The sequence below is a fragment of the Actinoplanes sp. NPDC020271 genome (genome assembly GCF_044388125.1).
In the GTDB taxonomy this organism is placed as follows: Bacteria; Actinomycetota; Actinomycetes; order Mycobacteriales; family Micromonosporaceae; genus Actinoplanes.
This window is the reverse complement of record NZ_JBIRWQ010000019.1, coordinates 144058-155839: the sequence shown is the minus strand read 5'-3', so window position 1 is coordinate 155839 and position 11782 is coordinate 144058. Positions and strand designations below refer to the sequence as shown.

The following is an 11782-nucleotide window of genomic DNA, read 5'->3' as shown; positions in this document are numbered from 1 at the left end:
CATCAGGGCATGGGAGAACGACGGGACCTGGGAATCCTGCTGCTGGCCACGGCCGTCAGCTGGATGGGCCAGCGGCTGACCGCTGTCGCGTTGCCGCTGGTCGCGCTGGAACAGACCGGCTCGGCATGGACCACCGGGCTGGTCGCCGGGGCGGCCGGGCTGCCGCTGGTCACGTCCGGGTGGTGGGCCGGGCGGTTGCGGCGGCTCGTCACCGACGGGCGATCACTTTCGGTGCCGATGCTCGTGCAGGTGGCCGGGTTGCTCATCGTGCCGGTGGCTGCTTCGACGGGCGGGGTCACGGCCGTACATCTGGCAATTGCGGGTTTGATCTCAGGTTCTGCCGCGGCCGTCGCCGGGCCGGCGCGGCACGCGTTGACCGCCGACATCGGGGATCGCCTCGGCGCCGGAACGCCCGCGCGGGCCCTGGCGTGGCAGGATCTCGCACATCGCGTCAGCATGGTCATCGCGCCACCGATCGCCGCTGCCGCTGTCGCGGCGGGCGGCACCATTCCCCTTCTCTGGTCCGAATGCTGCGGCATCGTGCTGGCCGCTCTGCTGCAATTCCCGGTACGCGGTGAGCGCGCCCGCCCGCCATTCCGCGAACCGCCGGTCCGCCTCCGGCAGGTGTGGCACGGCCACGCGGAACTGCGCCGGATCATCGTGATGAGTGGCGTCGGCGGCCTCGCCTGGTTCGCGTTCACGCTGGGTCTGGCCGTGCTCGGCGCGCAGGTCGGCCGCCCCGGCGTGCTGATCGCGGCGGGTCTGACCGGATATGGCATCGGCTCGGTCTCCGGCGCGATCCTGGTCCCGTCGATGACCGGTCGGCTGTCCGCATTGCCGACCGCCGCGGTCGCCTGGATCGTTCTCGGAACGTCGTTCGTGGCGATAGCGGCCGGGGCGAATTCGGTTCCGTTCGTCGGAGCGTGCGCGGCCGTGGGCGGTGCGGTCATGCCATTCGGGATAGCCGCCGTGAATACGCTGATCAGCCGCCGGACGACGGGCGGGGAACGGCGCGCCGCGTTCGCCGCGGAAAGCGTCGCCCACGACGGCGCGTCGACCGTCGGCATGCTGTTCGGTGGCGCGATCATCGGGGTTGCCGGTGCCCGGCCGACCCTGGTGGTGGCGGGGCTGTTGCAGATCGCGGCCGCCGCCTTCGCGCTGACCCGAGCCGACGGAAGGCGGGCCGCCGAGCGCGCTCACGCCGGGCTTGAAGATTGAATATCATCGCTGGATGGCAGTCGCGCTGTTGATCCCGGGTGGGGACTACTCGGCGGAACGCCCGCTCCTGCACTTCGCCGGCGAGGTGTTCGCGAAACACGGCTGGAGGACGCGGGCGGTCCGGTGGCCGTCGCTGCTACCGCCTCGCGGCGACGACTTCGCGCTGTGGAACCGGCAGTTGCGCTCCTACGTCCACCAGTACCTGAGTCAGTTGCTCGGTGGGGAGCCGGATCGGCGGGTCGCCCTGGCCGGGAAGTCGATGGGCTGCTTCGCGGCCGCGCTCGCCGCTGATCGGGGGCTGCCCGCGGTGTGGCTCACGCCGGTGCTGCGCGACTCCGAGCTGCCGGGCGACCTGCAGCGGGCGACCGCGCCGTTCCTGCTGCTCGGCGGGACGGCCGACCCGACCTGGGCGCCGGCGATCGCCCGTGGTCTCGGGCGCCCGTTCTTCGAGGCGGCGAACGCCGACCACCGGCTGGCGATCCCGGGCGACCCGGTCCGGTCCGTCGAGGTGTTGCGGCAGGCCACCGCCGCGATGGACTCGTTCGTCAGCGCCCTGGCGCCGAAGGCCCCGGCTGGTTGAAGCGGGCGGCGAAGCGGGCCGTGAACAGGTCGGCGCCTTTGCGCTGGTGGACGGTTTCGGGGGTGGCTGCAACGGGCCCGTCGGCGGCCGGGAGCTGGCCGACGCCGGCGTGCGGGCCCAGTGGCAGGAGGATCCGCCGCCCGCGCGTCGGGGTGTGGGTGGTCCCGGGCGCGTCGCCGGCGAGCTGCGCCCGGATGTTCGCCGCCACGATCGCGGCGTGCTCCATGGCGAAGGACGCCATCTTCGGGTCCGGCAGGTCGGCGATGTCGCCGATGGCGTAGACGTGGTCGTAGCCGCGGACGTTGAGGTGCCCGGTCACGGGGACGGTTCCGGCACCGGTCAGTGGCGTCAGGCGTCCGTCGGTCAGGTAGCCGGTGTTGATCTCGACGCCGAACGCGCGGAACCAGATGTCGGCGGTGACCGGCTCGCCCTCGCCGGTGGTGACCGTGAAACGGGTCGCCCGGCCGGCCGGGACCGGCGGCAGCGCGGTCAAGGTGGTGCCGAGCCGCAGGGCGATGCCCTTCTCGTCCAGCTGGCGGTGCAGGCCGTCACGGACCTCGGGCAGGAAGCCGGGAAGGAGCCGGTCGCCGCGGTCGGTGACGAGCACGTTCTTCTCCGGCCAGACGTCCTTGATCTCCCCGGCGAGCTCCAGACCGACCGGGCCGGCGCCGACGATCAGGACGCGGCCGGCGCCGGCGAGTTGCTCGTGGGTGTCGCGGAGGTCGTCCAGCTGCTGGGCGATGTCGTCCGCGCCGGGCTGTGGCTTGGCCGGGTACGAGTAGCCCGAACCGGTGGCCAGCACCAGGTAGTCGGCGTGAACACGCCGGCCCGAAGCGAGGGTCACGCCCTCGGGGCCGGCCGAGACGACCCGATCACGGACGACTTCTCCCCGGTCGAGCAGGGTTCCGTACGGGAAGAAGGCGTTGGCGGCCCATGCCGGGCGGGTCAGGGCCCGCAGTGACGCGGCGGCGTTGACGAACCCCTCCCGAGGGTCGACGAGGATGACGTCGGCGTCGGCATCCAGTTCCTTGGCCACCAGTGTCCCGCCGTAGCCTCCGCCGACGATCACGACCGTACGCCCCATGACGTTCCTCCTCGAGTGAGTTTCCGATTCGAGTTGACGCGACAACTGTAACCCGATGAGTTGTCGTGTCAACTCGGTACGGATAGCATTTCGTCATGGCTGAACCGCAGACGCTGAAACCGGAACAGTGGGAGCTGTGGCACCTCTGGATGCAGGCCCATCGCCTGCTCAGCCAGGCGCTGGACCAGGATCTGCAGCGGCAGTACGGGATCTCCAAGGCCGAGTTCAGCGTGCTCGTCACCCTGCACCGGACGGCTCGCGGGCAGATGCGCGTCGGTGAGCTGGCCGAGTCACTCACCTGGGAGAAGAGCCGGGTCGCGCACCAGCTGACCCGGATGGAGAACCGCGACCTGGTCCTGCGGACCGACCACGAGACCAGCGGACGCCGCGTCGCGATCGGCCTGACCGAGAAGGGGCGCCGGGCCGTCGAGAACGCGATCCTGGGGCACGCGGACAACATCCGCCGCTACTTCTTCGACACGTTGACTCCCGAGCAGGCGGAAGCCGTCCACACCTGGAGCCGGCAGACCGTCGACCGCATCGAGTCCGGCGACGCACGACCGGTGGGCGGTGGGCTCGAAGCGATCGGGCCTGGGTGAGCGACCGACAACGGGATGGCAGCCGGTGGCGCCATCGGACCAACCCGACGGCGGTGCGGCCGTCGCCGTACCATCCGCCGGCCGACGCGCAGCCGGAGGCGACCCGTGGCAGGCGGTCGACGGCCCGGCGATCAGCGTGCGGGTCGCCGCGCCACCCGGCCGGTCCGCGGACCGTGCGCGGTGCGCCTGAACCACATCACGGCGGGAGACGCGTCCTCCGAGGACCTACCCGGCCGTGGAGTTGCGATGCTTGCCGGAATTGTGGGTGCGCTGCTCAGGCCGGCGGGGCGGTGCTGGCGCGGACGAGCAGGCGGGTCGGCTGGTCCGGCTCGGAGCTGGGGGAGCGGCCGTCGATCACGTCCAGCATGACTTTCGCGGTGTGCACGCCGTACGCCTGGATGTCGCGGGCCAGCGCGGTCAGCGCCGGCCGGACCAGGAAGCACAGCGTGGAATCGTCGCCGGCGACGATGGACAGCTCGTCCGGGACGGCGACGTTCATCTCCTGGGCGACGTTGAGCGCGGCAGCGGCCATCACGTCGTTGTCGTACATGATCGCGGTCGGGCGGTCGCGCCGGGACAGCAGCGTGCGGGTGGCGCGCACGCCCGCCTCCCAGGTGTAGTCGGTCTCGATGACCTGCGGGTCGGCCAGGCCGTGGGCGCGGATCGCGGTGCGGAAGGCGCTGATGCGCACCTGCGTGTGTTCCAGGGCGGGCAGGCCGGCGGCGCGGGCGATGCGCTGGTGGCCGAGCGCGACGAGGTAGTCGACGGCCCCGGTGACCGCTTCGATGTCGTCGGTCCAGACCGAGGGCAGGCGGCTGTCCGTGCGCGGGCCGCCGACCAGCACGGACGGGATGCCGAGTTCCTCCAGGACCGGAATGCGCGAGTCGTGCGTCCACAGGTCGGTGAGGATCATGCCGTCGACGCGGCGTTCGGCCCAGCAGCGGCGTGTCTCCTCGATCGCGGCGCGGTGGTCGTCGACGACCTGCAGCAGGAGGCCGATGTGCTGGCGGGACAGTTCACGTTCGAGACCGGCGATGAAGCGCATGAAGAACGGTTCGGCGCCGAGGGTGTCGGCGGGGCGGGCGATGACCAGGCCGACGCTGTGCGCGCGGGAGCCCGACAACGAGCGGGCGGCGACGCTGGGTCGCCATCCGATCTCGTCGGCGATCTGCAGAATGCGGCGCCGCGTCTCCGCCGACACGCCGGGGCGGCCGTTGAGCGCATAGGACACGGCGCCGATCGAGACGCCGGCCCGGGCGGCTATCTCCGCGATCGTCGGGCGCTTCATCCGCACCCCCTGATTAAGCGTTTAAGCCGAGTCGGGCTGCACGAAGACATCGTACGTGATGAATGTGCTTTGCGGTCTTGACTTAAAGGCTTAAGTTCGCAAGCGTGCGGCGAAGCGGCAGCCCCCGATCTGCCGCATCCCCACGCAAGGAGAAAAGCTCACATGCGATTTCGCCGTACGTCGTCAGTCGCCGCAGTCGGTGTGCTGGCTGCGACCGCCCTGGTCGGGGTGGTCCTGCCGGCCTCGGCCGCGGCCTCCGGGTGCTCGGTGAACTACACCGTGACCGGCCGCTGGCAGAACGGTTTCCAGGGCTCGGTCGCGATCACCAACCTCGGTGATCCGCTCACCGCCTGGAAACTCGAATTCGACTTCCCCGACGCCGGTCAGAAGGTGACCCAGGGGTGGAATGCCACCTGGGCGCAGACCGGCTCGCACGTCACGGTCACGAACGCGAGTTGGAACGGGAGCGTCCCCACGGGCGGCAGCGTGTCGTCGCTGGGCTTCATCGGCTCATTCACCAGCGCCAATGCAGATCCGACCGCTTTCCGGGTCAACGGTGTGGCCTGCAACGGCGGGACGACGACTCCCAGTTCGCCTCCGCCGAGCAGCAGCAGCGGACCCGCTCCGGCACTGCACGTCTCCGGCAACAAGCTGGTGACCGCGGCCGGCAAACCCTACCGGCTGCTCGGCGTCAACCGGTCCAGCGGCGAGTTCGCCTGTGTGCAGGGCAAAGGCATGTGGGACGGCGAGCCGGGCACTCAGGCGAACATCGACGCGATGAAGGCGTGGAACGTGCACGCGGTGCGGATCCCGCTCAACGAGGACTGCTGGCTCGGCACCTACGGCACGCCCAGCGGGGCCGCGTACCAGCAGGAGGTCAAAGCGTTCGCGGACGCTCTGGTCGCCAACGGGATCAATCCGATCCTCGACCTGCACTGGACGCACGGCGTCTACACCGGCACGTCGACCGCCTGCGCCGACGTCAACGCGACCTGCCAGAAGCCGATGCCGGACGCCGAGTACGCCCCGAAGTTCTGGGCCGGCGTCGCCGGCGTCTTCAAGGGCAACAACGCGGTGCTGTTCGACCTGTTCAACGAGCCGTACCCGGACGCCGCGAACAACTGGACCGACGCGACCGCGGCCTGGAAATGCCTGCGCGACGGCGGCACCTGCACCGGCATCAGCTACCCGGTCGCCGGTATGCAGAGCCTGGTCGACGCGGTCCGCGGCACCGGCGCGACCAACGTCCTGCTGGTCGCCGGGCTGACCTGGACGAACGACCTGACCCAGTGGCTGACCTACAAGCCCAGCGACCCGGCCGGAAACATCGTCGCGTCCTGGCACTCCTACAACTTCAACGCCTGCGTGACCGTGGCCTGCTGGGACAGCCAGATCGGCACGGTCGCGGCGCAGGTCCCGGTGACCGCCGGGGAGATCGGGCAGAACACTTGCGCCCATGACTACATCGACCAGGTGATGGCCTGGGCCGACAAGAACGCGGTCGGCTACCTGGCCTGGACGTGGAACGCCTGGGGGATCTGCGGCAGTTCCGGCAACGTGCTGATCGAGAACGTGGACGGCACGCCGACCAAGACCTACGGGGAAGGGTTCAAAGCCCATCTGCTGACGGTCACTCCGTGAGCGCAGCGGCCCGGGCAGTGATCCAGCGGCCCGGGCCGCCCCGGCGCGGCGCCGAGGTGCAGGGGAGCGCGGTCACGCCGCCACCGGGCGGCCCGGCTCACGGCCGTCGGCGGCCATCTTCACTCCGCCCTGCGCCATGTCGCCCGACGTGCTCCGCGAGGCGATACAGGGCTGGTCACTGATCGAAGGGGAACGGCGCGCGATCGGGAGCGACCCAGCCCTGCCTGGCGGCCGGGCCGGCCAGTGTCGCCGGGTGGTAGAAGCGAGTGAGCAACCGCTTGTCGAGCAGGGCCGGGTGGCGCTCCGCGAAACGGGCGAAGCTTTCCTCAGGGGTCTCGGACGCGTGGTGCCCGATGAGTTCGACCCAGGCCCGGCTGACCGTCGCGTGGTATTTCTGCGGCGCGCCGGCATAGCGGGCGGTGCGCTGGATGCCGTCGCTGATGAGGGCGACCGCTTCGGGTGTTCCGTACCGGCGCACGGCCAGCCAGGTCAGGTGGACATGCTCCCGGTGGCCGAACAGCTCGGCGGTGGCCATCACCTGGGCCATCAACGATGCGAAGGCTGCCGCTGCGGCACTCGACGACGAAGGGGTCGTCATGCCGGCATTCCCGCCAGGATCTCCAGGCTCTGCCGCAGGACGGCGATCTCGGCGGCCGACCGGCCTTCGAGCGCTCGTTGCTCGATGCGAGTGATCGACTCGCGGATGGCGGTGGCTGCCTCGCGGCCGGCCGCGGTCAGCTCGACGACGACAACCCGGCGGTCCCCCGGGCGGGCGCCCCGGGTGATGTGGTCACGTCGCTCGAGACGGTCCAGCACGCTGCTGAGCGTGGTGGGTCGCACGCCCACCGCCTTACCCAGCTCGGAGATCGTGCGGCCCCGGCCGTCGGCGAGGTTGGCCAAGGCGTTGATCTCGGAGGCGGTCAGATCGAGATCGACCAGTTCGGCGGCGAGAACCTGCAGAGTGGCGTGGGTCGCGCGCTGCAGGGCGAGCAGGGCTGACCAGTCGGGTGGCACCTCATCGGATATCACGATTTCGGAATATACGATTTCGTAGTACCGCGGTCAAGGCGAGCCATGGCCATGCCCCGCCCTGGAGGTGCCGACAAGAGCATCGACCCCGGGGGTGACGGAAGGTCAGAGCACGGCGAGCCGGTCCACCAGCAGTTGCGTCCGGCGCTCGGCCAGCTCCGGCGGCAGTCGACCGGCCCGGGTCAACGTGGCCAGCCCGTGCAGCCCGGCCCAGAACAGCTCGGTGAACAGCCCCGGCTCGACTCCGTCGCCGGCGACGTCCCCGAGGTTCTCCAGCAGGGCGGCGAACGCGTCCTTCAACGGCTCCGGGGTGTCCTCCCGGGCGAACGCCAGGCCGCCGTCGAGCTGGAACATCGCGTCGTAGACGGCGGGACTTCGCGCGGCGAAGCCGAGGTAGGCACGGGCGAGGGCGACAACCCGGTCACGCGGCTCGTCGGCGGCACCGACTGCGGCCCGCAGCGCCACCGCCAGCTCGGTGGCACCTTCGAGGGCGACGGCGCCGATGATCTCGCGCTTGCCCCGGAAGTGGCTGTAGAGCACCGGCTGGCTGTACTCGATCCGCTCGGCGAGCCGCCGGGTGGTGACCGCGTCCCACCCCTGCTGCTCGGCGATCTCACGGGCCGTCGCCAGGATCAGGCGCTCGCGCTCGGCTCGTTCGCGTTCCTTGCGTCCCTGTACCGACATGGCCGAATCCTAGCACCGCTAGCCAATCGAGCATGAGCAATGCTAGCGTCGACACATCATCTGTCAGTGCTAGATTCTGGAGGGTCGCCATGCTGCAAGTGCTCACCATCGTGGTCGTCGGCGTGATGGTCGGCGTCGAGTTCGCCGTCGCCTTCGTGATCAACCCGATCCTCGCCGGCCTGCCGGACGACAGCCTCATCGCCGGTCGCGCCCACGGCGGCCGGATGCTCGGCGCCGTCATGCCCTTCTGGTACATCGGCTCGCTCGTCCTCGTCACGATCTGGGCCGTCACCGCCCACCACGAGTCCGGCGTTGCCCTCGTCGTCACCGCGGGCGGGCTCCTGCTGCTCAGCGTGATCATGTCGATCGCGCTGCTCGTCCCGATCAACAACCGCGGCAAGACGTGGACCGCCGCGAACCGCCCGGCCGACTGGCGGCGGCAGATGAGCCGCTGGGACCGCTTCCACCACGTGCGCGTCGCGATCATCATCGCGGCCTTCACCCTGCTGGCCACCGCTCTCGTCTGACCCCGGTGCCAACCAGGATCAAGCCCCTGATTGCGTACGCCGTGAAAGCGCCCGTCCCGCCAGCAGCGCGTCCAGCGCCGGGTTCCCGATGTCCCCGGCCAGCAACCGAGCCGCCTCCCGATCCCCGGCGCCGCCCAGCGCACCCCCGTGCCACATCGCCCGCACCACCATCTCCCGCATCCCGGTCCGTGACGCCAGCCGCCGCAGCGCACCGACCCACAGCGGCGTGTTCGGATGCCCGTGCCGCCGCCCCAGCCGGCACTGCGCGTCAAGGATGTACGCGTCGAGCCACACATACGAGTCGGCCATCCGGTTCGACCGCCGCCGTGCGTCCGCCAGCAGCTCGAACGCCCGCCCGCTGTCCCCGCTCGCTTCCGCGATCAGCGCCAGCGACCGCGCCGCGATCCCCTCCCAGCACGGATCCCCGAGCCGGCAGGCCCGTGCGAAGGCCTGCTGCAGCATGCTCGCCGCGATCTCCGGTTCCGCCGCGGCGAGGTGCACTTCTCCGCGCAGGGCCTGCGGCCACGGCAGAAACGCCAGCCAGTGGTCCTGCTCGGCGAGCCGGACAGCCGCGTCGAGGTGCTCCGCCGCCGACGGAAGGCTCCCGGTGAGCAGCTGCACCCGGCCGAGCATGGACAACGCGTACGCCTCAGTTCGTCGGTCCCCGCAGGAACGCGCAAGCCCGGCCGCCTGCGAGAGCAGCCGCCGGGCCGGGCCGTAAGCCGCCCGGTCGCTCTCCACCGAGCCGAGGTAGGTGGTGACCCGAGCGGTGATCGCCTCCGACCCGCCGGCGACGGCCAGCGCATCGCTGAGCCACCGATGACTACGGTCGTAACGGCCACGCAGAAAGTCGACATACCCGATCTCCGCCCGGGCCCGCGCCACCGCCGCCAGGTCGCCGCCGTCGAGCCCGAGCCGTTCCGCCTCGTAGAGCACGGCCAGCCCTTCCTCGTCCAGGCCCCGCAACGAATGGATCAGCGCCTCGGCCAACCGCAGCCGAGCTGTCAGCCGCAGCGCCCCACTGCCGGCCCGGTCGGCCAGCGACATCGCGGTCCGCAACGACCGCACCCCGGTCTCCACCACCCCGGCCGCCACCGCCGCCGCGCCCGACTCCACGATCGCCTCGACGGACGCGTCGTCCGCCGCGGCCTCCCGGCGCCGCCGCCCTTCTCCGATCGCCTGCTCGACCGCCCGCCCCGGCGCGGCCCCGAGCTCTCGGCGGAACAGTTCGGTGACCGCCGCGAACTGCCGGTCCGCGGCCCGATCGTCCCCGGCCAGCCGGTACAACCGGATCACCAGCGCCTGGTGGTTCTCGTCGAGCGGACTCATCGCGGCCGCACGCTGCGCCAGGCGGGTCGCCGCGTCGAGATCGTCCTCGGCGAGCCGGCCCAGGGCCGCCTCGTGCAGGATCGCCTCGGCCGCCGCGGCGATCCGCCGCCGCTCGGAGAGCAGCCACGACTCGAACGCCGGCGCGTCCCGCACGGTGACGCCCTCGAGGAGTTCGGCACCGAGACCGGGCAGGTCGACCGCGGCGGTCCAGGAACCGTGGGCCAGCACGGTGACGTCGACGACGGCGTCCGGCGGCAGGCCCAGCACCACCGGATCGCCGTCGAGGGTGACCCCCAGGCAGCGGCGGATCTCGGCCAGACCCCAGCGCAGGGCCCGCAGCGGGTCCTGCGCCTCCGCGTACAGCAGCCCGGCGAGCCGCCCGCGGGTCAGCGGTCGCTCGCTGAGCAGCAGGCAGGCCAGCAACGCCCAACTCTTGCGGCTGCGCATCTGGCAGGCATCCGCGCCGGGCCGCTCGACCCGCGGCGGACCGAGCAGATGCACGGTCAGACCCATCGCCGGCCCGGCCCTCCCCTCGACCGATCAGCCCTGCGCGCTGATCGGGTAGATCTCGTCGGCCACCAGCCCGTGCGCCTTGCGGTGCACCGCGCCGGCCGCCTCCGCGTCCGGCGCGTCGACCAGGCAGAAGATCTTCCCGCCGGTCTCGTCCACCCAGTACTTCAAGTAGTTGACACCGAAGTCGGACTGCGTGGCCAGATCGGCCTCGTGCGCGGCGGCGACGTCACCGGCCAGCAGCCCGTCGCCGACATTGTGGACATCCATGAACAGCGGCATTGTCGTCTCCCGACAGTATCGGCCCGGGCGTTTCCCGGCCCTGCGCCCATCAGACCGCTGCCCCGTTTGACGCTCCGTTTGACGCCGGCTCGGCGTCATCGGCATTCCTTCCGGGCGGGCTTGACTCTGCCCCAAGGGCAGACCCGAGCATCGAAGGCATGAGAAGAACAACCGTTTCAGGCGTAGGTCGTGAGCCCACCGCCCAGCACCGGCGTGCCCGTGGCCACGGGCACGCTGTGGGACCGCGCGGCGATGAGCCCGGCGGCGTCCGGGGCGGTCGGGGTGCCGGGGATGACGGGGCCAGCCGCAGAGGAGTTGTGCCGGCGGGTGGACGGCGCGGTCAGGCCGGCTGGTCGGAGTCGGCGAGCAGGTCCCACAGGATCGCAGCGTCGGAGGCGTCCAGCCCGGCGGCGAACTGCCGCAGCACGGCGTGCCGGTCGGAGCCGTCGGCCAGCACCGCCCGCATCCGAGCCGCAGCGGTGGTCGCGGCATCCTCGACCGGCCAGTACTCATGCCCGCGCCCGGCCCGGCGCCGCTGCAGCATCCCCTTCTCGTGCAGCCGGATCAGGATCGTCTGCAGCGTGTTGTACGCCAGGTCGCCGCCGACCCGCTCCTGCACCTGGGCCGCGGTCATCGGCGCGCCTGCCGCCCACAGCGCTGTCATGACGGCACCTTCGAGCGCTCCGGGCCGCCGCCTGTCCTTCGTCACCCCGTGAGAATATCGGCAACCCCTCACCGGCAAGCTGACCGTGACCGCGCTGGTCGGCCTGCTCGCGGTGGCCTTGGGCGGCTGACCGGTTCCGCGCTGATCGGCCTGCTCATGCTCGCCCTGGTCGGCTGAACGCGCCGGCCGATCAGCTCGCCCGGCCACGAACTGGTCCCGCCCGTCCGGGCGCACCGTCGCCTCGGCGGCCGCAGCGCTTGTCCGGCTGATGGCCGGCCGGCCGCTGTCGCGCACCCGCCGCCTTCGCGCGACCGCCCCCAGCGCGGCGAGCAGACCTGGCGCGACGG

General features: G+C 71.5%; 13 protein-coding genes. 5 read left to right on the top strand and 8 right to left on the bottom strand.

The features are described from left to right. The first annotated feature begins 9 nt into the window (after window positions 1-9). Window positions 10-1218: an MFS transporter gene (locus tag ACH442_RS33255; protein ID WP_396342034.1), complete on the top strand. Its 1209-nt coding sequence runs from the start codon at window positions 10-12 to the stop codon at window positions 1216-1218. Window positions 1219-1231: 13 nt separating this feature from the next. After that, the gene (locus tag ACH442_RS33250) at window positions 1232-1798 is read left to right on the top strand and encodes an alpha/beta hydrolase (protein WP_396342035.1); all 567 of its coding nucleotides are present in this window, start codon (window positions 1232-1234) and stop codon (window positions 1796-1798) included. Here the strand turns inward: ACH442_RS33250 and ACH442_RS33245 are convergent. Then, on the bottom strand, window positions 1764-2882 hold the full coding sequence (locus ACH442_RS33245) for an NAD(P)/FAD-dependent oxidoreductase (RefSeq protein WP_396342036.1): 1119 nt from the start codon (window positions 2880-2882) through the stop codon (window positions 1764-1766). The two genes, ACH442_RS33250 and ACH442_RS33245, sit on opposite strands and share 35 nt — an antisense overlap. 95 nt (window positions 2883-2977) lie before the next feature. On the opposite strand from ACH442_RS33245, the gene ACH442_RS33240 reads away from it, so the two are divergent. Then, a complete protein-coding gene (locus ACH442_RS33240) occupies window positions 2978-3481 on the top strand; it encodes a MarR family winged helix-turn-helix transcriptional regulator (RefSeq protein WP_396342037.1) in 504 nt (167 codons plus the stop codon). A gap of 274 nt (window positions 3482-3755) precedes the next feature. Here the strand turns inward: ACH442_RS33240 and ACH442_RS33235 are convergent, their stop codons facing one another. Beyond that, window positions 3756-4769, bottom strand: coding sequence for a LacI family DNA-binding transcriptional regulator (locus ACH442_RS33235; protein ID WP_396342038.1), 1014 nt, complete (start codon window positions 4767-4769; stop codon window positions 3756-3758). Between the two features lie 162 nt (window positions 4770-4931). Here ACH442_RS33235 and ACH442_RS33230 point away from each other — a divergent pair, with 162 nt between their 5' ends. Next, window positions 4932-6410 carry a cellulase family glycosylhydrolase gene (locus tag ACH442_RS33230; protein ID WP_396342039.1) on the top strand — a complete coding sequence of 493 codons (1479 nt, stop codon included), beginning with the start codon at window positions 4932-4934 and terminating at the stop codon, window positions 6408-6410. Window positions 6411-6585: 175 nt separating this feature from the next. On the opposite strand, the gene ACH442_RS33225 is transcribed toward ACH442_RS33230, so the two are convergent. The 3 genes from ACH442_RS33225 to ACH442_RS33215 all read right to left on the bottom strand — a co-directional run bounded on the left by ACH442_RS33225 (window position 6586) and on the right by ACH442_RS33215 (window position 8123). Next, window positions 6586-7008 carry a hypothetical protein gene (locus tag ACH442_RS33225; protein ID WP_396342040.1) on the bottom strand — a complete coding sequence of 141 codons (423 nt, stop codon included), beginning with the start codon at window positions 7006-7008 and terminating at the stop codon, window positions 6586-6588. After that, window positions 7005-7439: a MarR family winged helix-turn-helix transcriptional regulator gene (locus ACH442_RS33220; protein ID WP_396342041.1), complete on the bottom strand. Its 435-nt coding sequence runs from the start codon at window positions 7437-7439 to the stop codon at window positions 7005-7007. The genes ACH442_RS33225 and ACH442_RS33220 overlap by 4 nt, the downstream gene beginning before the upstream one ends. 105 nt (window positions 7440-7544) lie before the next feature. Continuing rightward, window positions 7545-8123 carry a TetR/AcrR family transcriptional regulator gene (locus ACH442_RS33215; RefSeq protein WP_396342042.1) on the bottom strand — a complete coding sequence of 193 codons (579 nt, stop codon included), beginning with the start codon at window positions 8121-8123 and terminating at the stop codon, window positions 7545-7547. 89 nt (window positions 8124-8212) lie between these two features. Here ACH442_RS33215 and ACH442_RS33210 point away from each other — a divergent pair, with 89 nt between their 5' ends. Then, complete coding sequence (locus ACH442_RS33210; RefSeq protein ID WP_396342043.1) at window positions 8213-8650, top strand: anthrone oxygenase family protein; 438 nt, start codon at window positions 8213-8215, stop codon at window positions 8648-8650. A gap of 18 nt (window positions 8651-8668) precedes the next feature. Here ACH442_RS33210 and ACH442_RS33205 read toward each other — a convergent pair whose 3' ends face one another. From ACH442_RS33205 to ACH442_RS33195, 3 genes are all read right to left on the bottom strand, one after another. Further along, window positions 8669-10492: a BTAD domain-containing putative transcriptional regulator gene (locus ACH442_RS33205; RefSeq protein WP_396342044.1), complete on the bottom strand. Its 1824-nt coding sequence runs from the start codon at window positions 10490-10492 to the stop codon at window positions 8669-8671. 27 nt (window positions 10493-10519) lie between these two features. Further along, on the bottom strand, window positions 10520-10771 hold the full coding sequence (locus ACH442_RS33200) for a DUF4242 domain-containing protein (protein ID WP_396342045.1): 252 nt from the start codon (window positions 10769-10771) through the stop codon (window positions 10520-10522). A gap of 340 nt (window positions 10772-11111) precedes the next feature. After that, the gene (locus ACH442_RS33195; RefSeq protein ID WP_396342074.1) at window positions 11112-11480 is read right to left on the bottom strand and encodes a BlaI/MecI/CopY family transcriptional regulator; all 369 of its coding nucleotides are present in this window, start codon (window positions 11478-11480) and stop codon (window positions 11112-11114) included. Window positions 11481-11782 lie beyond the last annotated feature (302 nt).